Source organism: Lentibacillus sediminis (assembly GCF_002763455.1).
In the GTDB taxonomy this organism is placed as follows: domain Bacteria; phylum Bacillota; class Bacilli; order Bacillales; family Amphibacillaceae; genus Lentibacillus_D; species Lentibacillus_D sediminis_A.
Map to the genome: position 1 here is coordinate 47,905 of NZ_NIXK01000005.1, position 20,995 is coordinate 68,899.

Below are 20,995 nucleotides of genomic sequence, written 5' to 3' on the forward strand. Positions count from 1 at the left end.
TGATGCGGAGTTTTATTAAAAAGGATTTGCTTATTTTTTGGCGTGACCGGAAAGAGCTTATGACGGTACTTTTGCTGCCTATTGTTCTCGTTGTCGTGTTAAATTTTGCTTTTTCCGGGTTGCTTGGCAATGATGAGGAGTCGGGCATGGATTTACAATTAGCTGTTGTGAACCAGGATGATGAAACAGAAGCCATGGCAGATTTGCAGGAGAAATTGACCAGGGAAGCCTCGCTCGGAGAATCCGAAGCAGCGGCGTTGGTAGAACAGGCAAGTCATGCAGATCCTGTTCAAATGCTATTTGATTTTCTTGACAGTGAGGATGTAACGGAAATCGTCACGGTTCATCAGCTTGAGGAAGATGAAACAATAGAAAAGGCGCAAGCAGGCGAGATGGACGGTATTCTTGTTATCCCAAATGGATTTGCTGCTGACAGTCTTTATGCTGCTTTCACAGGAGAGTCACCAGCAACTTCTCTTGTCTTTAAGATGGAAAATGAAACAATGAACACTAGCGCTTTATTCCAAATCATTAATGGTTTTATGGAGCAGATGAATTTTCAATTCGCATTGCAGGCTGCAGGTAGTGAGCCTGATGCGGAAGTGATGCTGCCAGAAGGAGGGTTTGAGGAGGTAGAAGCAGTGGAAAGTCACAGCTTTTCGTTAACCCAATATTTCACGGTTGCGATGGGGGCATTGTTTTCCTTATTTATAGCAGCCACTGTTGCAACGAAGACAGGAGAGGAAATCAGGCAGCAAGTATTCAATCGAATTCTACTGACGAATAGTCATTCTGTTTTATTTTTAATTGGGAAAGTGGTGTCTACCTTTTTCCTGGCTTGGTTCCAGATGATGTTCGTATTTATGTTTTCTCAGGCTGTCTTGGATGCATTTCCCGACCGTTCCATAACCTTCTGGCTTGGCACGATAGGAATTGTTACCTTACTTTCCCTGTCGATTGCCGGTTTAGGAGCCGTTTTTACCGCTATTTCATTGAGAGTAACTAATATTGACGCAGCAAATGGGATTTTCTTTTTAGTTATTATACTATTTGGTGTAATCGGTGGAAATTTCGTCCCTGTTTATGTAATGCCTGACTGGCTGCAGCAAATTGGCGAGTGGACGCCAAACGGTCGGGCTTTAGTGATGCTGACAGAATGGATCCAATTTGAGGAGCTTTCGTCGATCATCATGCCAAGTATGTTACTGATCGGATTCTTTTTACTATGTATCGTGATTGGCTTAATCTTGTTTCCGAAAAGGGGGAAGGCATCGTGAAGGCAGTATTATGGGCACAATTTGCCAAAGACAAACGAAACCCGGTTGTGATTCTATTATATATTGCCGGATGTATTCTCGCTGCTCTTTTATTTGCAGGAGGGGTTCAATCACCGTCAGTTATTGCCATCTTCAGTGAGGAAGAGAATGCCTCGGAGATCGAGAAAAAGTGGGAAGCGCTTCTGAATACAGATGACTCGCTTCAGTTTGTCATCGTTGACCCGGAGGAGGCCCGTGAGAATGTAAGGAAAGGGAATGCTGAGGTGGCTGTAGAGTTAATGCAGATGGATTACAGATTAATCGCGGCAAGTGAAGAACTCCCCAGTGTCTCTTATGTTCAGCAGCATGTTGGTATAGTGTTTCAGCAAGAAGCGCAAATTAATGCGGTTGAAAGCTCTGGAGGAAGTAATGTTCGCCAAGAAATCGAGAACTATCTGGAGGATGCCCCTTTTCAGTTGGAGGCACGAGGGCTTGATAGTGAAGCTGTTCCTCAATATAACATGAGTACACAGTTATTGTATGCTTTTACATTCTTGATTTCCATGTTTCTTCTTGGTTTCAAGGTTAACAATGTAACGAATGACAAGGTGTCCGGTGTCTGGAACCGGATGATTCTGTCACCAGTAAGTAAAACGGGTATGTACAGCGGTTATATTTTTTACAGTTTCCTCATCACCATGTTTCAACTTGTGAGCGTGCTGATCGTGTTTAAGTATGTAATGAATTATGAGATAGGAGATAATCTGTGGCTGATTATATTGATTTCTGCATTTTTCACATTCAGCATGATTAGCATTGCCATGTTAATCACCGGTTTTGTAAAATCACCAGAACAATTTTATGCGATTTATCCATCCGTCATCCCGCTTGTTCCTCTTATCAGCGGGGCCTATATGATGCCAGGAACGATAACGAATTCTGCATTAGTGTTTATTGCGGATTTGTTTCCAATGGCACATGCCATGGAGGCGATTATGTCTGTCGTTTTTTATGATGCCGGGCTTCAAGATGTGATGATGTCACTGATGGTTATGTTGCTGATTGGTGTTGTGGCAATGGGGATTGGGATTAATCTTATGGAGCGGAGGAGGGGTTGAGGCACTGGATTTTTGTTTAAAACCAGAAAATAAGCGATGTCGACACCCCCCTTCTTTTGTTCTTAGGGAGACGCTGTTTCTTGAGAAAAATATAAAACCAGCCTGTTTGTTTACCCAGGCTGGTTTTTGTTTAAATAAGCAGAGAGATTACTGTGCCCCCATTCCTCCGTCAATGACAAATTCCGATCCCGTGGAGTAACTTGATTCATCAGAAGCCAAGTATAAGACCAGATTGGATACTTCCTCCGGTTCTCCGGCTTTCTTCAGTGGGAACATGTTAACCAATTCATCGTTAATTAGGTGTTCCGTCATTTTTGTTCGAATAAATCCCGGATGAACAGAATTGACGCGGATTCCAAACTCCCCAAGTTCAAGAGCTGCTGCTTTCGTCATCCCCCTAACAGCAAACTTCGAAGCTGTATAGGCAATTTTCATGTTAGCACCGATAATTCCCGCTAATGAGGAAATATTGACAATCGATCCGCTCCCGGCATTTTTCATAGAAGGAACGACAGCTCTCATCCCAAAAAACACGGAAACCTGATTGACATCGACTACTTTACGGTATGTTTCTTCTTCGACCTCTTCCAAAGGTGTTTCCGGAATATCAATGCCTGCGTTATTAACCAGAATATCCACCGAACCAAATGCTTCCTCTGTTCGCTTGACGACCTCTTTCCAATCATCTGCATTTGTCACATCATGCTTTACAAATAATGCGTTCTCCCCAAGTTCCTTACATAGAGCCTCTCCTTCATCAGCAAGAATATCTGTAAAGACTACTTTCGCACCTTCATCAATAAACCGTTGCACATGACCAGCACCCATTCCGCGGGCAGCTCCTGTGATAATTGTGACCTTTCCTTCTAACCTTCCCATTTTTTGGCCTCCTGTTTTGTTTAGATTTAGTTACTTATCCAGCCACCATCAACTGGCAATTCAACACCTGTCACAAACTTCGAATCATCGGAAGCGAGATACAGATAAGCATGGGCGATGTCCGTCGCTTCCCCTGCATATGGCTTAAGTGGGACTAGACTCTCGTAATTTGCACCCATTTCCTCCTGTGATTTGATTCCAGCTTTTTCTACCATTCCTGTATAAACAGCACCAGGATGGACGGAATTCACGCGAATATTATCTTTTCCAAACCATTGGGCTGCATGCTTTGTAAGTGACCGGACAGCCCCCTTCGATGCACTGTAGGCCGCTCCCCCTGCATCCGCTGTACCGCCGATAATAGCCGCAATGGAAGATGTATTGACAATAGAGCCTTGTCCATTTTCCTGCATATGAGGGATGACTGCCTTCATGCCGAGCCAAACTCCTGTAGTATTAATAGACATGACTTTTTCCCAGTCCTCCAATTCTGCCTCTAAAATGCCCTTAGGAATATGAATCCCGGCATTATTTACTAAAACATCTATTTTTCCGTATTTCGCTATGGTTTCCTTAACGACCGCCTGCCATGATTCCGGTTTCGATACATCCAATTCCAGAGCAATGGCCTCTCCGCCATCTGCATTGATCTCCTTCACTTTTTCTTCTAAGACATCAAACACGACATCTGTTGCGACAACCTTTGCACCTTCTTTTGCAAATAACTGGGCTCCCCCCAGTCCCATTCCGCTCGCTGCGCCTGTGATGATTGCTACTTTTCCTGTCAGTCTTCCCATGATTCATCATCCTTTTCTAATTTAGTCCCTTACAATTGTTTCTATTTCATTAGTTGTGGTAGCGTTTACAACGCGCATAAACACTGTACCGATCCTCTACTTATAGTATAATAGGCTTACAGATTACCTTCAATCAACAAATTTACACTATTCTGTCTACTATTGAACAATTCTTATCTTCTTTGTATGTGATCGAAATTTAATGAACACAGGGGGAAAAATATGTTGAATAATGTTAATTATGTGGACCGAAGAATTACCAAATCCAAGAATGCATTAAAAGAAGCGCTGCTGGTACTGTTGCTCGAGGAAAATATCGATCATATCACGATCACGGATATTGTAAACGAAGCCTACCTGAACCGCGGCACATTTTACAAAAACTATCAGTCTAAAGAAGAGATATTAGATGAGGTTCTGGAGGATGTGACTGCTGACTTAACCAAAGCATTTCGCGCTCCCTATCAAGATCAACAGAGGCTGGCAGTTAAAAGTCTTAAGGCTTCTACTGTTACCATCTTTGATCACGTAGCAAAGTATTCCACATTCTACACACTTATATTTAAGAAAAACCGATACCCTGAATTCCAGCACACGATAAGTGAAACGCTAAAAAGTTTACACCTGCAGGATTTCTCTAATATATCCTTTAACGCAAAGATCAACCGGGAATTTTTGGCGTGCTATCGCGCGTATGCCACGTTTGGGGTGTTGAAAGAATGGGTGCATGATGGGTTTAAATACAGTGCCGGATATATGGCAGATCAGTTGGTGGAGATTCTTTGTAGCAGCCAGGGTGGGGATATTTATCGGGTAGTTATTTAGTCTTACTATCAGCAGTCAATACTGATCGCTTCATATTAAATGAAAGCGTTGCGATTAAAAATGATTGTATAAATGAAGGAGATGACAAAATGGAAAAGAAAAAAAGAATCATCTTGCTAAGCACTGGTGGAACAATCGCTAGTAAAAGAAATCCGGAAACAGGACTATTGACGGCAGGAGTTATGTCAGGGGAAGAACTCTCGAAAATGTGTGAACTTCCATCATACATAGATGTTGAAGTTATTTCGGTTTTTCAAATTCCAAGTAACCACATGACATTTGATCACCTAATTACCTTAAAAGAAAAAATTGAAGAAGTATTCGAGAGTAATGATGTTGATGGAGTTGTAGTGACCCATGGTACAGATACATTAGAAGAGACATCTTATTTCTTGGATCTTGTTATCTCAGACGATCGCCCAGTTGTGGTAACTGGTTCTCAGCGAGGGCCGGAAGTCAGTGGAACCGACGCCTTCGTAAACTTGCGCCAATCTATTCTTCTAGCTGCATCCCCAGAATGCCGCGGTCTTGGTACTGTCGTTTTATTCAATGAACGGCTTTTTTCAGGTCGTTATATCAAAAAACAACACGCTTCTAACGTAGATGGATTTACATCTTTTGGATTTGGCTACTTAGGAATCATGGATCAGGATACAATATTTATCTATCAAAAACCTGTGAAAAGGGAAACGTATTTATTAAAAAGTTCACTTCCTATTGTAGAACTTGTGAAAACTTCGCTCGGATCTGATGGGAAATTCATCGATTGTGCCAGAGAATACGGGGCAAAAGGAATCATCGTTGAAGCACCAGGCCGTGGCCATGCACCACCGGCAATTTTAGATAGCGTGAAAAAAGCAGTAGAAAGTGGAGTTTATGTACTGCTAACAACTAGTGCAGAAGAAGGAGAAGTTAAAACAGTGTATGACTTCCCAGGCAGTGCCTGGTCACTACAAAACTTAGATGTACTTCTAGCAGGCGATTATGATAGTAAAAAAGCGAGGATTAAACTAGCAGTTATGCTTGCAGCTGAAGCAGAAAACATTACGGAAGAAAACTTTCATCACTAAGGCGGCCCGCCGTAGTGTTAAAAAAATTTATTGGTGGTGAGGCCGCCCCCACCACCAATGCTTCTTACTAATCAGCCACACCACAATAGTTTATGAGAAAACGAGTAATTGCCTTACAATGAGTGATAAGATCATCCAGAGAAACTGACTCATCGACTGCATGCGCCTGGTTGATATCACCAGGACCATAGACTACAGCCGGGATCCCTGAAGTGTAGTACCAGCCGGCATCTGTTATGCCGCCTCTTCCGCCGAGGATCGGCTCTCGTCCCGATGCCTCAATAGAGTCACGCAGGATACGAACCGGCTCGGAGTCAATATCAACATCACTGGGAGCAAACTCAATCGGAAACTCTGCAGGGCCCCACTCGATCTTTGGTGGATTTTTACGCAGCCAAGCGTCAACGGAAGCAGCGCGCTGAATATGTTCCTCTACCTCGCGTATAACATCCGCTTTCTTTTCGTTGGGGAGGTATGTCACTGTAATGTACGCGTCACAGCGATCTGGCAGAATGAAGGAATTAGAGCCACCCTCGATCCGGAACACATTGATATTGCATGCACCAGGGGGAATAAGGTCATGAGTCTTAAAGACAGCCCATTGCCGCTCCAGATCCGTGAGCGCTGGAATGATGCGCTGAGACATCTTTTCGATGCAATTTCCTCCGTTTTTTCCACCACCGGTATTGATGATACTTTTTCTTGCATGGAGATGGAGCGTCTCAGGGGATTCGATGGTGATTTTGGCGTTCATGACTCCGATAGTAGCAACAATGTTCTCTGCCTTTGAGGATTCACCAACAATAGAAAAATCGCCACCATAACCACGCTCAATTGTGCTGCGCGTACCAGGCTCAGCAGCTTCCTCGCCGATGACGCTGTGCACCTCAACGTTACCGTTAAGATGAATGCCTTGCTCCTTGAGCAGTTTCAGCGAGAACAGGTAGGATGCCATTGCAGACTTCATATCAGAAGAGCCGCGGCCATACATACTTCCATCCTCGATGACGGGATCATAGGGATCATTGCTCCAAGCTTCAAGCAGCTTATCTTCGCAGACGTCGATGTGGCTGTTGAGAGACACGGTTGGTCCATTTCCCTTACCTTTGAGCTTTCCGACCACATTCGGGCGCCCCGGGAGAGCATCCCATCTATCGATCTCACAATCCAGCTCCCGAAGCTGCTGTTCCACCCAGTCTTGCGCTTCTATCTCATTTGCACCAGGCGGATTGGGTGTACGGAAACGGATCAATGACGCAAGCAGATCGAATAACTCCTCTTTTCGGGAATCAATCGCGTCACTGAGCATGCTTTCTTTTTCCAAAGGAATCTTTTTGTTAGTCAATGTCATTTAGTATCCCTCCATAAATTTTTATCTTTGTGCGGATAGACCCAGGGCTTAATCCTCGTCTTTACCTTGCAAAAACCCGTACACACTTTGGATATGCTCTACCATCAGCTTTCCTGCTTTTTCAGCATCTCGCTGTCTGATGGCTTTGAGGATTTTTTGATGAAATTTTAGAGAGTCATTCATGACGCCGGGCATGGTGACCGTCTGTTCCTGCATCTGGGAAACAAGATTATCAATCGACTTAAACAAATTGTACATTACCTTGTTTTTGGAAGACTGGGCAATTTTTTCATGGAACCTTATGTTACTTGCGATATAGGCAGTGTTATTCCGATTATGGATCGCTGCTTTCATTTCAGTAATTGCTTCTTTCATTTCTGTCATATCCTCCTCCGTTGCACGCTCGGCAGCAAGGGTGGTCAATTCCCGTTCGATAAATCGCCGCGATTCGAAAATATCCTGCCAGTCTGAAGCAGAAAAGTAGAGCTGAAACATGAGGGAATCACTGAAGAAGGTATGGTGGTTGCCGGAGATAATCGTACCTCGCTGCAAACGCTGAATTAACCCTTGAGATTCCAACACCTTTAAAGCTTCCCTCAGTGAGGGCCTCCCGACATCAAACTTATTCATGAGCTCACGTTCAGGCGGAAGTTTATCGCCTTGTTTTAATTTCCCCTGCAAAATCAGTTCTTTAATTTGATTGACGATACTGTCTGTGACATTAAGTCGCTTCACGGGTTCAATCATGGAGCTCCCCCCTTTACCTATTTATATATATCTATGATACTACAATGAAGAGAAATATACCCCTCCAACAGGCAATTGACACCTATTGGAGAGGTTTATCAGTTTGCTACCTGTTTATGATGGTTATTTTGCTATCTTTCCTACATCAGGTTGAGACTCTGTTTTATCCGGCCTGCCTTTCATAATGAACGCACCAACACCCATTGCGACTAACGAAGCAATCAGTCCGGCGATCGTGCTTTCCGTAAAGCCGAGAACAATAAATCCGATGATCGCTGCAGCACTGGAAAGTATCGCGTATGGCAACTGGGTCATCATGTGATCAATTGGGTGAACCGAGCTGCCAATGGAGGCCAGAATCGTCGTATCCGACAATGGTGAGCTGTGCTCCCCAAACACGGTTCCAGCAAGCGACGCACCGATTACCGGAATAAGAAACGTAACATCAATCGTTGCCACAATTTCCGCTCCAATCGGTATCATCAGCCCCGCTGTTCCAAGAGTGCTGCCCATTGAGTACGACATAAACGCCGATACTACAAAGAAGATAACTGGGAGCCACGCAATAGCCATGTTCCCTTCAATCAGCGATGCAAGGTATTCTCCTACGCCTAATATGGAAATCACTTGGGCTGTTACCAGGGCCAGGAATAGGATGATTACACTTGGCAACGTTGTTTTCACACCTGAAAAAATGGATGTCGTTAATTGGCTCCCTGATGTTTTCTTCATGAGCAGTCGGGAAATTGCCACAAGGTTAGCAAACAGTCCACCATAAACCAATGCAAGAATAATATCGGTGTTTTGCAGCACGGTCATTGCGGTTACAGTTCCTTCCTCATTCGCCGTGACCCCAAACCAAATTGAAAACGCAACAGTTACTGCAACTAATGTCAGAACCGGTGCAATGAGATCACTCATCTTGCCATCTGACCTCGTTGGCAGCTTATTATCCTCTTCCCCTGGAACCTTTCCTCTAGAGTTATCGGCCAGCACACCATCTTCCTGTGCTCTTTTTTCGTCCCGGCGCATCTGCCCTACATTAATGCCGAAATAGGCAACAATAAACACAAGTATAATAGTTGTAATCGTGTAATAGTTAGTTGGAATTGTTAATATAAATGCCTCCAAAGCTCCGTATTCCGTAATTTCATTGGAAGTCAGCACCCCATCGATAATGGAGGTAATGAATGCCGCAAGTGCTGAGATCGGTATCAACAGAGCTATCGGTGCTGATGTGGAATGCACCAGATAGGAAAGCTTGGAATGAGAGACACGGTATTTATCGGTGAGTGATCGCATCACCGTCCCTCTGAATAAACAGCTGAACGCATCATCAAACCAGGTGAAAAATCCAAGCAGCATGGTTGCCATCTGAGACTGGGTTCTCGTTTTCGCCTTTTTGGCTCCCCATTCGGAAAAAGCATAAATACCACCGGAAAGATACAAAAGTGATGATAGAATACCAATCAGGACAACAAACAGCAGTACCTTACCATCCCCAAGAATAACTGCTACCATCAGATCAAAAGTTGTCACCGCACTTTCGATAACGTTCCATTGGTGATAAAGCAATGCTCCCAAAACAATCCCTACTCCAAGCGAAAGAAAGAGCCGCTTGGTGATCAGTATCATCGCAATTGTCAACACCGGTGGGATGAGTGAAAAAATACTTCCTTCCATGAATAAAACCCCCTATTGAATATATAAAAAGCTTCTTGATGTCTGATCATGATGAAAGTAAACCTTCTCCCCATTTTAAAAGCGCTTACATTTATAGTTCTTCGGAGGAAGAAACATGCTCTGCCCAAGCACCTCTCTCCTCCTATTGGTAACTGTGCCATATATGCCCCTACGGCACAGGTTCAACGAATCAGTTCTATACGTGATCTCTTCCTAAGAACTTGCAGCAATCCGATTCACAAGCCGCCCGACTTTTTCTATCTCGCATACAATTTCATCGCCTGGTTTCAGCCAATTTTTTTCTTCCATTCCGACAATTACACCCTCCGGCGTCCCAGTGAAGAGCACATCTCCTGGCTCCAGGGTCATGATCTTAGACAAATCACTGATCATCTCGGCAACGGTAAAGATCATCTTGCTTGTATTCGAGTTTTGCCGCAACTCCCCATTTACCGAGCATTTTAAGTCTAAGGTTTGCGGATCACCCACTTCATCTGCTGTAACAAGATAAGGCCCAAGTGGTGCGAATTTATCAATTGCTTTGCCGTACATCCATTGACTATTCCGAAATTGAAGATCCCGTGCTGATAAGTCATTGCCGACAGCATAGCCGAACACATAGTCCAATGCCTCTTCCTGTGGGATATTGTATGCCTGTTTGCCAACCACCACCGCCAGTTCCACCTCATAATCAACTTCTGTGGTCACCTCAGGTGGGATGACATCCTCCTGATGAGCTGCCAAACTGTTTCGGAACTTTGGAAAATAAATTGGATTATCCGGTACATTTAATTTTGCTTCGGCCACATGGGCTCGGTAATTTGCACCAGAACAAAGGATTTTTCCTGGTGTCTGCACAGCCGGTGCATAAGTTACCTCTTCCTCCGGGATCGTCTCATTGGCCGTTTCTATCACTTGCCGCAATTGTTCAATGCCTTCTGCTCCCCTTGTAATCACTTCATCCACTGAATTCGCTGCAGACACCCCGGCTTTAGCCGCTGTCTTCTGCACATCCACAATCCCATTATCCGTTTTTACTCCTAAGCGGACCCCATCTGACGCCAAAAAAGAAACTAATTGCATCTGCTTCACCATCCTAAAAAAGTAATAAATTTTTAAGTATCGCCAAGTTTTCCTAATAAAAATACTCAATTTTGTAAGGGTTTTCAATAAAGTTATTACATAGTTTTCCTCCCTCTTTGATATTAACTTTTTGGTATCATTGTTCTATGGTCTTACCATACACTTTAGCATGAATTTTATAATAGTCAAGAATTTTTTTATAAATATCGATCGCTTTTTAAGCGAGGTCTTCTTGGTAAACTGAGAATTGATAAGGAAAGCGTTTACGTGTACAATATTCAAAATGAAAATATTCAAGGGGAGATGCCATGATGAACTACGGATTTCGAATTTTGCCTTCTCCAAGCCGCCCGGACCTTGCTCTTGTGGAAAAATTCCAGCATATATCCACCCCACTAATCAGTGACAGCATGAACCGGCTTTCCGGTGTTGATGCGTCCATTCGTTCATATCATCAGGCGGGAAAACTGGCAGGAACAGCTTTAACTGTGAAGACTCGTCCAGGAGATAACTTAATGGTTCATAAAGCAATTGATCTGACGAAACCCGGCGATGTCCTCATTGTCGATGCTGGTGGTGAATTGTCTCATGCCATTATTGGTGAAATCATGATGCGGCTGGCTGAGAAAAATGGTGCTGCAGGAATTGTGATTGACGGAGCGATTCGTGATGCCGGGATCATCAGCAAGGGGAATTTCCCCGTCTATGCAAAAGGAGTAACCCACCGCGGGCCATATAAAGACGGACCTGGTGAAATTAACGTTCCTGTGTCAATTGGCGGCATGCTAATAAACCCAGGCGATATTATTGTCGGGGATGAGGATGGCTTGGCGGTTGTTCCTGCAGGTATTGCTGAGGAGGTATACTACCTAGCCAAAGAGCGGCAGTCTGATGAAACTCGCATGCTTCAAGAGATTGAAGATGGCACACTGGATCGCAGGTGGGTTGATGAGGTTCTAAAGGAAAGAGACTGTGGCGGGTTGGGCAATTAGGCGGAGAGTGGTATTAACTAAGGGCTTGGAAAATCGGGTTAAATAAAAGAACAGAAAGACCACCCGGTCTTTCTGTTCCATCAAACACTATTATCACCTCTCCGGTGCCAACTCCACCGCCTGCCACAGCGCCTCAAGCATACTCCGCTCATCCACTACACCCTTACCAGCAATGTCAAACGCAGTACCATGATCCACACTTGTCCTAATAATTGGTAATCCTACCGTGATATTCACGCCGGCTTCCAGACCTAATACCTTGATTGGCCCGTGTCCCTGATCATGATACATGGCCACTACAATATCGAAGTCGCCCCGCTGGGCACGGAAAAATAGTGTATCTGCAGGCAGTGGGCCTTCCACATGGACCCCTTCTCCTGCTGCGTGTTCAACGGCGGGGATGATTTTTTCCTCTTCCTCTCCGTAGCCGAACAATCCATTTTCTCCAGCATGAGGATTAATACCGCACACGCCTATTTTTGGCTCCTTGATGCCTGAGCTGTGAAGCGTATCGTGAGCAAGCTGAATTACTTTGTGAACCCGCTCCGGATTTATCATATTGATGGCATCGATAATTCCTACGTGAGTAGTGACATGAATCACTTTCAGCTTAGGCGATGACAGCATCATGGAGAAGTCTTTTGTCCCTGTTAATTCAGCAAGGATTTCCGTATGCCCCGGATAGACATGGCCACCCTTGTGCAATGCTTCTTTATTTAAAGGAGCCGTACAGATCGCGTCAATCCGGTTATTGTTTGCCAGTTCTATCGCTTTGCTTAAAAATTCAAATGCTGCATGACCTGCTTTTGACGATACCTCACCAAATGGCAGGTCCTCCGGCAGCAGATCCAGATCATAACAAGCTACTTCACCATAAGTTGTCGTGAAATCCGATTCAGGATCAATTGGTTTTATCGTCAGATCGGCATTCAGAAGTTTTGCTGCACGTTTAAGGATTTTGGCATCACCAATGACCACGGGATGTGACTCTTCATACACACGCTCATTCTGGAGACTTTTTATAATTATTTCTGGCCCTACTCCTGATGCGTCCCCCATTGTAATGCCAATAATTGGTTTTTTGCTCATTATTTCTGAACTCCTTTCAATTCCTGCATCGCTTGATAAATAGAATTCTCTTTTCCAAATGCCCCCGCTTTTGTAACTACGGTATATTCGACATCTGAACCGATCAACGCGCCTAATGGAATGCCCGCTTCCACTTGTTTAATTAGACTAAACCCGATTCCACCCAGATGATACGATGCAGCTTTTGCCGTATCCCCACCTGTGAGAACCAAACCAGTCAGCTCTTTATTCTTCGCAGAAATTTCAGCAACTGCTTCCCCAATCGCATCCGAAATTCTTTTTCCAATCTCATAGCTAGTTAAGCTTAGCTTTTCCCCGACATGCTTGACTTTCTCACGGATTTCCCGATTGGAAGGGACATAAAGGACAACATCCTTCCCTTCATCAAATCCTTCAAGCACATTGGCAATAACATCCTGGCTGTACATTTTCCAGTCATTACCGAAAACCTTCATCGTATCAAGTTCTACCGCTTTAACATTCGGTTGACCAATGGCAAAACCCACCTGATTCTGTGTAATTTCCGATAAACTTCCGCAGACTGTCATAACCTGTCCAGAGGCAGGAAATGCTCGTTCCACCTTATCTTGTGTAATAACAAGAACTTCTGGAACTTCCAGAGCTAACCCGGCAGAACCCGCCCAGATCACATCTTTCGTAACGGCAGCCATTTTCTGCGCTGCCTTTTGAAGGTCTTCTTGAACCTCGGCATCGCAAACAATATAATTTATATTATTACCCTTAAATTCATTTATTTTACGTTTGAAACCAGGTAGATCTGCTTCGATGTCTTCCTTTTTCAACAGGCCGACTGGTTGGCCAATTTCTTTTTCCAGCATGGCAGGTATAAATGATTCGGTAACCGGATGATTCGGGTCTTGGGAAATTTCCGTCTTAGCAATTTCCACTCCATTAACAAAATGGACGCCATCCCTGGTTGTCCTTCCCACCTGAGGAAAAGCCGGAGCAATAAAGACGAACTCCGGTTTAAACACATGATATAGTGCCTGCAATTCCGTGCCGATATGGCCTCTCAGCGTAGAATCCATTTTTTTATACACATATGAATAACCAGCTTCTTTTAAAAATCGGCCTGCCTTCTCCGTGATTAACGCTGCTTCTTCCTGAGTCAGTGCTCGTGAATTCGTGTCGATGACGATGCCGCTATCCAGGTTTTTCTGGCTGTTCGGAATATCAAATAGTACTGATGTGTTAATTCCTTTTTCTATAAGCTGGACGCCACTGTCGTTGGCTCCAGTTAAATCATCCGCAATAATCCCAATACATTGTTCCATAGTTACTCCCCATTTATATAAATTATTCTGCTACATAATCATCCGGTACTTTGACGCCTTTTTTCTCCAGGCGTTTTACCAGGAATCCAATATAAAGTGGGAGCAGAATCGCCGTTGTAACGGTTGAAGCCGCAACCTGTACTGTTGCCAGGTCAACGTGGGCTGCAAAACTTGCACTGGCAGCAGCAATGGCAGCAGGTGTAGCTACCGCATTACCAGCAGTTGAACCTTCAGCTGCTCCCGCAATAGGATTCCATTTGAATGCTTTAAACACAAAGTATCCAGCTGTACCTGTTAAGAATACCGTTGCCAATCCAAGAATAATTCCTGAAAGACCACCATTAATAATCGCGTTAAAATCTATTCCCATACCTAATGCAAAAGCAAAGAATGGAATGAGCATAGCACTTCCTTTATCAAGGAACGCCCTCATTTCTTCATCCAGATTACCTAATACCATACCAACAATAATTGGCAGTAAAACAGCAACGAATGAAACAAAGGAGAACAACCCGTCAACAAATCCCATTGCACCAAAAATAGACAAGGCTACCATGGTAAAGAAAGGACCATCATTCAATGCAAGCAATGAATAGGCTGCACGGTCTGTTTTATCCCCATATTGACCAACAAGCGCAACATATAGACCACCATTACTGTTCGTCATGGCAGCAATAATTGCAATCGGTGCCAATCCCAGCCAAAGGCCACTTTCACCTGCCATCATATAAGCAATCAGACCAAATCCGGCACCTACAAACCATTTTGTTGCAAGCAATGTTGCACCTTTTCCAAGACTTACCCCAACATTACGGAGATTGATCTGGGCTCCGGTACATAATAGAAATAGTGCAATAAGCGTATTTGCTCCATCTACAAATAAGGCCTGAGTTAAGTTGCCAATTCTTAATAGGTCAGGTGCAAAGGTATTCAATATTGCAGCAAGCAACAATGGTACGACCATCATACCCCCAGGAATTCTCTCCAACGTCGCTTTTATTTTCATGTTTTCTCCCCCTCATATAAATTTTGTTTCAATATAAAACACCAGGAAAAATATAAAGCGTTTTCAGCTATTATATTAAAACATATCAACATAAATTGCAACACTTTTTTATTATTAATTTATGGAAATACCATTAATTCTATTCATTTGTTGCAAAATAAAACAAAAAAGAGATCCTTTCATAGGATCCCTCTTTCTGTTTTATCTATTCTTTTAACTTTCGCCATAGTGTTGATCGGTTTATACCTAATCTTTTTGCTGCATTTGACTGGTTGTTTCCTTCATCTGCAAGAACCTGCTTGATGACTCGTTTTTCTATATCTTTTAATGTACCTTCAAGAGACACAGGTGCGGATCTGCCTTCTATTGCTGCAGCTGACTTGGCGTCATGTTTGTCCATCAATTCCTTGACATGTGAAGCCTCAATATAATTTGCTGAAGTGCTCATGCTTAATTCCCTGATTACCTTTTTAAGTTCTGTTAAATTTGCCGGCCAGTCATAGTGCTTAAGGGAGTCAATGGCTTCCGGTTTCATTCCAACCGTTTCATTACCTTCCTCCGCATGAAATTCAGCCAGAAAATAATCAACAAAACTTCCGATGTCCTCTTTTCTTTCCCGTAGTGGGAAAAGATGCAAGGTGGGGACGAAAAATTCCTTGTAAAGTCTTTGATTTTTTAAGTCATCTGTCATTCTTGCATTGGCAACTATTTTAATTGTTTCTGGTAAAACGTGAAATATATCTAATAATGTGTCTTGCATCTCCTCAGATAAGGATTCCATATTTTTTATGATGACGGTCCCTTGCTGAATAGCCTGAAGTGTAGCTGACAAAAAATCAGTTTCCTCACCTTTTAAAAGAGACCCTTCAATTACGATAATCGGCGCTTTTTGGCCATACCTTTCAAAATGAATTTGTTTTGCTGCTGTATATTTTCCGGTCCCAGCTTCACCGATGATACACAGGGTTTCTTTGGTAGTTGCAAATTGTTCGATATTCATCCTTAGCTGACTTGCTTTAGTACTCTCACCTATAATTGGTATATGCCCCGGACTGCCGATAACACGGACAATTCTCTGCTTTGTTTTTCCCTTGGATTTATGAAATAGAATCCCGACGATAGACTCAGACTCACTCCCTAAAAAGGCAAGTACCTCATATATCGTATTTTCATCCTCTATTTCATCCACCTGGTTTATTTTGTATTGAAGAACTTTTTTGGCTATCCTTGGAAGGTGAGGTGATTCTGCAACCTCCTTTTGCGAGATCTCCCGGTCGAACGTCAAGTTTTTTTCGACGATTGTATCATTCTGCATTAAAATAACTGGGAATGGGAGGGAGTTGAAGGTTTCTTGAAAATAATAAAATTGACTATTTACTCTTCTAAAGAAGTTATAAGACCGCCTTCCTTCCTCAAAAGCATCCATAATCGCTTCTTTTCCCGAGGTGATCAATACTCCTCTGAGTCCAACCTGTTCGGCAACTTGGACAGTAATCACATCGCCGATCACAACCGAATATCCCTGCTCTTTTAGATTAATAAGGTGTCCTCGCACTTCACCTCTTGACTCGATCGTGACCATTTTAACGTCAAATTCCAGGATATTGCATATGGTAGCCGCTCCCTGAGAAATATTAGCATAACCTACCAATGCTACACCCTGTTTAATCCCACGCAGGAGAGTGAAAACACGCAGCATATCATAACCAGTTATATCAATATGAACAACAGGTATGGAGACAGCATTCTGAATCATCGTTGCCGTACCACCACGGCTGATAATTAACTCATAACCCTGTTTCTCCGCCGCTGTTGCTGCCTTGACCCCTTCATCCAGGTTTGCAACTGTTACATCCAGCTCGATATCTTCCGGTACATTTATTTTTTTGACAGTCTCTGCAAGCCCCTGATACGGAGCAATCATAAGTGTCTTGATCATTTACGGTCCTCACTTGTTGCATTTTTCAACAGGTTTATTATTACATATTTGGGTGGGGATGTCTATTGGGGGTGCCTGTCACTCCCCGAATTTTGTCGATTATTAGAAATAAAAAAGGCTTACATATAGGTTAGTAAAAATTAACCAGCCCGGGCACGGATATTTTCATATTCTCTAAGAATTTTCTCCCTTTGAAGTTGGGATATTATTCTCATCTCTTTTGGATCTGGACCGTATTATTACTATTAAATGAAAGAGGCAATGAGAGGGAGATACATCTACCCCAACATAAACCCATAAACACTCTCTCCAATCTCCGCCAACCCCCGTCTAGACTCCAAATCATCCGCCCCGCAGGAAAGAACCGAAACAGCTATACACTCATCCCCCACAGAAAAGATCCCCACATCATGCCTCACACCAGGAACCCAGCCAGTTTTATTTGCAAGTTCCCATCTTGCACCTTCCTCGAAGTGTTCTAATTCTTGGTATGGGAGATCACCAGCCAGACAGTCTCTAATTTGCTGTCTTTTCATAATATCGATCATTTGATTAGAAGCTTCAGCAGAAACCACTCCCCCTTTATGGAGTTTTTTCAAGAACACTCCCACATCCCGTGATGTAAGCTCATTTTTTACTTTGCGATCACCAATCATCATCTTATGATAAAACGAACTCTTCTCCATACCTATTTCCTGCATGGTTTTTTGAATGTTATCCACACCGACCAGATCGATCAAGACATTCGTTGCGGTATTATCACTTTGAATGATCATGAGCATCATCAGGTCATAGATTGCCAGATTTGGATTTTGCGTCATATGCTGCAAAACACCAGACCCTCCAACCATATCTTCTTTTCGAAGTGACAGCGTACCGTGAATATCGATATTACCTTTCTCCGATTCAGCGAAAACCGCAGCCATTATTGGGAGCTTGATAACACTTGCAGCATAGAATAGATTGTCCGCATGGTGCTCCCACTTTTCGCCGGTATTTAAGTCTTCAAGTACAATCCCCCATTCGCCGCCAGTCGCCTGAATGGTTGATTGAACCTTTTCGATTAGTTTTTGCATATGGCATGCCTCCCATAATTTAGGTTCACTTGTACCTACTTTCGACAACCATCCTTGGACTTCCTGCCCGAACAGCTATCTTTTCTAATCCAGCTGACTCTATTAAACCTAACAATCAACGTTCAGACATCTCTTCATGGTATGTTTCATTATTTGTATAATTCACTGCATTGGTATATTATGTATATGAGGTGGTTATCCATGGACGATAATTCCACGACAAATAACGAAGTGGACAATAAAGACCCGTTACATCAACTTATTGGCCTGGTAAAAGACACCTCCAAGCAGGGTTCCACAAAACATGATCTTGATATTTATTTAAGTGACCAAGCGTAAAGCTCAGAGCATATCAAACACTCTGAGCTTTTTTGTAAGTAATTTTATGATCAAGCACTCCGAGCATGCACCGCTACCGAACAACCTGCTCATACCTGTAATAATCCCTCGCCATCATCACAGCCTCATTCGCATCAACATACCCCCACTGATCATCAAACATCGCCGGAGCCGTAGTCTGCAAAATGCTTTTCACATCATTCGGACTCAAGGCGGGATTGGCTTCAAGCATCAATGCAACGACTCCTGCACAAATGGGAGTTGCCATGGACGTGCCGGATAATTGGATATAATGCTCATCGATAATTTGTTCTGGCAATTGGGTTTCCAATGCGGATCCTGGTGCTAGAAGCGAAATAATATCCGTACCTGGTGCATAAATGTCCGGCTTTACAAGTGAGTCAATCGTTGGCCCGCGACTAGAGTATTCCGCAATTTCATCATCAGACCGTTCCTCGGTATTTTGATCCACCGCTGATCCAACCGTGATGATGAACGGATTAATGGCCGGCGTACTGATTGTCATTGCCGCTGGGCCGTCGTTTCCTGCAGCTGCACAAACAACGATTCCTTGATGCCATGCTTCCTGAACAGCTTGTGACAACGGATCGTCCCGATAAGATTCATAAGCTGGCGCTCCTAAGGAAAGGGAGATAATCCGGATATTGTAGTCCTCTTTGTGCTCTATACACCAGGTAATGCCTTGTATGATGGTGGACAGCCTTCCACCGCCATTTTGATCCAGCGCTTTGACCCCGATAAGCGAGGCTTCTGGTGCCGGACCGGCATATTCTCCCTCTGCTTGATAGCCATCACCAGCCGCGTCCCCGGCGCAATGTGTTCCGTGCCCATTATCATCATAGGCTTCCTCGTTATCATTGATAAAATCTTTAAACGCCACGATTCGATTCGCCTGCTCTGTTAAATCTGCATGCGGATAAATTCCCGTATCAATTACCGCAATACCGACATTCTTCCCGGTAAAGCCAAGCTGTTCCTGTACGTTATTAGCGCCAATATGTCTTGTGGCAATGTCAAGAAACGCTGAAACTGGACGATCGTAATAAATCCGGTCAACCGCCTCATGATCTTTAATGTTTCTTATCATCTTTGGTGTCAGGTGGCCACTGACATTATTCCTGATCCCTATCGCACTATCAATCTTGTTGTTTGCTTCCTTACGACAGATCGCCTGCACATCATCCATCTTATTTTTCTCAGTACCCTCAGCAAAATAGACAATGACAGGGATGCTCTCCTCACTTGTTTCGTACGGATCTTGCTTTCGTCTGTGATGCAGCTGCTCCCTTAATCCCTGATCCAATTTCCGGCCGGCTTCTTCATACCATACCCTTTTTCGGCTACTCATTTTTGTTTCCTCCCCGTGATTTTTTAAAAATCTACTTCCTGAGACAACATAGTAGAGTATTCCGTTTATGGAAGCATAGCAGGGTTGTGTAGATTTTACAATATGCCAAATTGACTAAAAATATAGGCTGGTATTGGCAGGCGATTACATACATTGAAAAAGGCCATGTTACCTGTAACTAACACTTTAGAAGCCACCTGACCATTTTCATTACACACAGCACCTCTTCTCCTATATAATAAATATACGATTATTTTACATGGAGGTCCCCCAATGCGCTCAATCCTGGATCAAATCCAATTAAATTACCCGACACTAAGCAAAACGGAGAAAAAAGTTGCTGATTATGTCAGCCAGCACAATGAGGATTTGCTAAATATACATATTCAAGAATTAGCTGACAGGATTGATGTATCCGTGGCTGCTATTACACGCTTCTGCAAAAAAATTGGTGCAGCCAGCTTTGTTGAATTTAAAATCCTACTGCGTGATGCGGTAGAACAAATTGATGAAACGCACGATGCGATCCATACTGTTAATCATATTTATCAAAATGTCATTAAGTCGACCAATTCACTTACCAACATCGATGTATATGAAAAAGCCTGTGAATGGATTATCAAAGCCGATCGGATCCATGTTTTCGGAATTGGAAGCTCCGGTTTATCCGCTGAGGAATTAAAGCTGCGTTTATCCAGAATGGGCTTTCCCGTTGATACGCACACCGATTCTCATGCCATGATCATTGCTGCTTCCATTCTTAAAACAAATGATATCGTCATTGCCATTTCCAGTTCCGGTCAAACAAAAGAAATTATCGATGGGATTGAAGTTGCAAAACAAAAGGGATCTAAAGTCATTTCCATTACAAGCTATTCTTCAACACCACTGGCCGATAATTCCGATCTTATGTTATATACATCAAGCATAATCCCTCACCAGTTAAAAGGATTTTTGAACAGCCAACTATCGATTTTATATTCTGTGGATATCCTGAGTATGCTGCTGCTGCAGAATCAGGAACTGAATAGAAAACACACACAAACACTCAGCGCCTTAAATGAATACAAAAAAATTTAGG

General features: G+C 43.3%; 19 protein-coding genes. 7 read left to right on the forward strand and 12 right to left on the reverse strand.

Going from position 1 to position 20,995, the window contains the following annotated elements; all coding sequences use genetic code 11:
• Positions 1-2: 2 nt before the first annotated feature.
• A complete protein-coding gene (locus CEG13_RS09235; RefSeq protein WP_100011594.1) occupies positions 3-1,277 on the forward strand; it encodes an ABC transporter permease in 1,275 nt (424 codons plus the stop codon).
• Complete coding sequence (locus CEG13_RS09240) at positions 1,274-2,374, forward strand: ABC transporter permease (RefSeq protein ID WP_100011595.1); 1,101 nt, start codon at positions 1,274-1,276, stop codon at positions 2,372-2,374. Before CEG13_RS09235 ends, CEG13_RS09240 begins: the two co-directional genes overlap by 4 nt.
• A 147-nt stretch (positions 2,375-2,521) precedes the next feature.
• On the opposite strand, the gene CEG13_RS09245 is transcribed toward CEG13_RS09240, so the two are convergent.
• The gene (locus CEG13_RS09245) at positions 2,522-3,253 is read right to left on the reverse strand and encodes a glucose 1-dehydrogenase (protein WP_100011596.1); all 732 of its coding nucleotides are present in this window, start codon (positions 3,251-3,253) and stop codon (positions 2,522-2,524) included.
• 26 nt (positions 3,254-3,279) lie between these two features.
• Positions 3,280-4,050 carry an SDR family NAD(P)-dependent oxidoreductase gene (locus CEG13_RS09250; RefSeq protein ID WP_100011597.1) on the reverse strand — a complete coding sequence of 257 codons (771 nt, stop codon included), beginning with the start codon at positions 4,048-4,050 and terminating at the stop codon, positions 3,280-3,282.
• A gap of 222 nt (positions 4,051-4,272) precedes the next feature.
• Here CEG13_RS09250 and CEG13_RS09255 point away from each other — a divergent pair, with 222 nt between their 5' ends.
• Both CEG13_RS09255 and CEG13_RS09260 read left to right on the forward strand, forming a co-directional pair.
• Positions 4,273-4,875 (forward strand): TetR/AcrR family transcriptional regulator, encoded by a 603-nt coding sequence (locus tag CEG13_RS09255; protein ID WP_100011598.1) that lies wholly within the window; start codon positions 4,273-4,275, stop codon positions 4,873-4,875.
• 89 nt (positions 4,876-4,964) lie between these two features.
• Entirely contained in the window at positions 4,965-5,945 is a 981-nt protein-coding gene (locus CEG13_RS09260; RefSeq protein WP_100011599.1) for an asparaginase, read from the forward strand.
• 67 nt (positions 5,946-6,012) lie between these two features.
• Here CEG13_RS09260 and CEG13_RS09265 read toward each other — a convergent pair whose 3' ends face one another.
• The 4 genes from CEG13_RS09265 to CEG13_RS09280 form a co-directional block, all read right to left on the reverse strand.
• Positions 6,013-7,296 (reverse strand): ArgE/DapE family deacylase, encoded by a 1,284-nt coding sequence (locus tag CEG13_RS09265; protein WP_100011600.1) that lies wholly within the window; start codon positions 7,294-7,296, stop codon positions 6,013-6,015.
• 48 nt (positions 7,297-7,344) lie between these two features.
• On the reverse strand, positions 7,345-8,043 hold the full coding sequence (locus CEG13_RS09270; RefSeq protein ID WP_100011601.1) for a FadR/GntR family transcriptional regulator: 699 nt from the start codon (positions 8,041-8,043) through the stop codon (positions 7,345-7,347).
• 123 nt (positions 8,044-8,166) lie between these two features.
• Positions 8,167-9,726, reverse strand: a complete 1,560-nt coding sequence (locus tag CEG13_RS09275; protein WP_100011602.1) for a Na+/H+ antiporter NhaC family protein — start codon at positions 9,724-9,726, stop codon at positions 8,167-8,169.
• Between the two features lie 213 nt (positions 9,727-9,939).
• Positions 9,940-10,809: a fumarylacetoacetate hydrolase family protein gene (locus tag CEG13_RS09280; RefSeq protein WP_100011603.1), complete on the reverse strand. Its 870-nt coding sequence runs from the start codon at positions 10,807-10,809 to the stop codon at positions 9,940-9,942.
• A gap of 308 nt (positions 10,810-11,117) precedes the next feature.
• Between CEG13_RS09280 and CEG13_RS09285 the strand changes: the two genes are divergently transcribed.
• The gene (locus tag CEG13_RS09285) at positions 11,118-11,801 is read left to right on the forward strand and encodes an RraA family protein (RefSeq protein ID WP_204758485.1); all 684 of its coding nucleotides are present in this window, start codon (positions 11,118-11,120) and stop codon (positions 11,799-11,801) included.
• Between the two features lie 93 nt (positions 11,802-11,894).
• On the opposite strand, the gene pdxA is transcribed toward CEG13_RS09285, so the two are convergent.
• The 5 genes from pdxA to CEG13_RS09310 form a co-directional block, all read right to left on the reverse strand.
• Positions 11,895-12,890 (reverse strand): 4-hydroxythreonine-4-phosphate dehydrogenase PdxA, encoded by a 996-nt coding sequence (pdxA, locus tag CEG13_RS09290; RefSeq protein WP_100011604.1) that lies wholly within the window; start codon positions 12,888-12,890, stop codon positions 11,895-11,897.
• On the reverse strand, positions 12,890-14,185 hold the full coding sequence (locus tag CEG13_RS09295) for a four-carbon acid sugar kinase family protein (protein ID WP_100011605.1): 1,296 nt from the start codon (positions 14,183-14,185) through the stop codon (positions 12,890-12,892). Before CEG13_RS09295 ends, pdxA begins: the two co-directional genes overlap by 1 nt.
• 22 nt (positions 14,186-14,207) lie before the next feature.
• Positions 14,208-15,191, reverse strand: coding sequence for a 2-keto-3-deoxygluconate permease (locus CEG13_RS09300; RefSeq protein ID WP_100011606.1), 984 nt, complete (start codon positions 15,189-15,191; stop codon positions 14,208-14,210).
• 205 nt (positions 15,192-15,396) lie between these two features.
• Positions 15,397-17,130 carry a sigma-54-dependent transcriptional regulator gene (locus CEG13_RS09305; RefSeq protein WP_100011607.1) on the reverse strand — a complete coding sequence of 578 codons (1,734 nt, stop codon included), beginning with the start codon at positions 17,128-17,130 and terminating at the stop codon, positions 15,397-15,399.
• A 278-nt stretch (positions 17,131-17,408) separates the two neighbouring features.
• Positions 17,409-18,206, reverse strand: coding sequence for a serine hydrolase (locus tag CEG13_RS09310; protein ID WP_100011608.1), 798 nt, complete (start codon positions 18,204-18,206; stop codon positions 17,409-17,411).
• Between the two features lie 201 nt (positions 18,207-18,407).
• On the opposite strand from CEG13_RS09310, the gene CEG13_RS18735 reads away from it, so the two are divergent.
• A complete protein-coding gene (locus CEG13_RS18735) occupies positions 18,408-18,545 on the forward strand; it encodes a hypothetical protein (protein ID WP_158234667.1) in 138 nt (45 codons plus the stop codon).
• Between the two features lie 73 nt (positions 18,546-18,618).
• On the opposite strand, the gene CEG13_RS09315 is transcribed toward CEG13_RS18735, so the two are convergent.
• Positions 18,619-19,914 (reverse strand): S8 family peptidase, encoded by a 1,296-nt coding sequence (locus tag CEG13_RS09315; protein WP_100011609.1) that lies wholly within the window; start codon positions 19,912-19,914, stop codon positions 18,619-18,621.
• 273 nt (positions 19,915-20,187) lie between these two features.
• Between CEG13_RS09315 and CEG13_RS09320 the strand changes: the two genes are divergently transcribed.
• The gene (locus CEG13_RS09320; RefSeq protein WP_100011610.1) at positions 20,188-20,994 is read left to right on the forward strand and encodes a MurR/RpiR family transcriptional regulator; all 807 of its coding nucleotides are present in this window, start codon (positions 20,188-20,190) and stop codon (positions 20,992-20,994) included.
• Position 20,995 lies beyond the last annotated feature (1 nt).

Excerpts from the sequence above, each read along its gene's own strand:
- CEG13_RS09235 (WP_100011594.1), top strand. The coding sequence starts at position 3 with ATGCGGAGTTTTATTAAAAAGGATTTGCTTATTTTTTGGCGTGACCGG.
- CEG13_RS09245 (WP_100011596.1), bottom strand. The coding sequence starts at position 3,253 with ATGGGAAGGTTAGAAGGAAAGGTCACAATTATCACAGGAGCTGCCCGC.
- CEG13_RS09250 (WP_100011597.1), bottom strand. The coding sequence starts at position 4,050 with ATGGGAAGACTGACAGGAAAAGTAGCAATCATCACAGGCGCAGCGAGC.
- CEG13_RS09255 (WP_100011598.1), top strand. The coding sequence starts at position 4,273 with ATGTTGAATAATGTTAATTATGTGGACCGAAGAATTACCAAATCCAAG.
- CEG13_RS09260 (WP_100011599.1), top strand. The coding sequence starts at position 4,965 with ATGGAAAAGAAAAAAAGAATCATCTTGCTAAGCACTGGTGGAACAATC.
- CEG13_RS09265 (WP_100011600.1), bottom strand. The coding sequence starts at position 7,296 with ATGACATTGACTAACAAAAAGATTCCTTTGGAAAAAGAAAGCATGCTC.
- CEG13_RS09270 (WP_100011601.1), bottom strand. The coding sequence starts at position 8,043 with ATGATTGAACCCGTGAAGCGACTTAATGTCACAGACAGTATCGTCAAT.
- CEG13_RS09275 (WP_100011602.1), bottom strand. The coding sequence starts at position 9,726 with ATGGAAGGAAGTATTTTTTCACTCATCCCACCGGTGTTGACAATTGCG.
- CEG13_RS09280 (WP_100011603.1), bottom strand. The coding sequence starts at position 10,809 with ATGCAATTAGTTTCTTTTTTGGCGTCAGATGGGGTCCGCTTAGGAGTA.
- CEG13_RS09285 (WP_204758485.1), top strand. The coding sequence starts at position 11,118 with ATGATGAACTACGGATTTCGAATTTTGCCTTCTCCAAGCCGCCCGGAC.
- pdxA (WP_100011604.1), bottom strand. The coding sequence starts at position 12,890 with ATGAGCAAAAAACCAATTATTGGCATTACAATGGGGGACGCATCAGGA.
- CEG13_RS09295 (WP_100011605.1), bottom strand. The coding sequence starts at position 14,185 with ATGGAACAATGTATTGGGATTATTGCGGATGATTTAACTGGAGCCAAC.
- CEG13_RS09300 (WP_100011606.1), bottom strand. The coding sequence starts at position 15,191 with ATGAAAATAAAAGCGACGTTGGAGAGAATTCCTGGGGGTATGATGGTC.
- CEG13_RS09305 (WP_100011607.1), bottom strand. The coding sequence starts at position 17,130 with ATGATCAAGACACTTATGATTGCTCCGTATCAGGGGCTTGCAGAGACT.
- CEG13_RS09310 (WP_100011608.1), bottom strand. The coding sequence starts at position 18,206 with ATGCAAAAACTAATCGAAAAGGTTCAATCAACCATTCAGGCGACTGGC.
- CEG13_RS18735 (WP_158234667.1), top strand. The coding sequence starts at position 18,408 with ATGGACGATAATTCCACGACAAATAACGAAGTGGACAATAAAGACCCG.
- CEG13_RS09315 (WP_100011609.1), bottom strand. The coding sequence starts at position 19,914 with ATGAGTAGCCGAAAAAGGGTATGGTATGAAGAAGCCGGCCGGAAATTG.
- CEG13_RS09320 (WP_100011610.1), top strand. The coding sequence starts at position 20,188 with ATGCGCTCAATCCTGGATCAAATCCAATTAAATTACCCGACACTAAGC.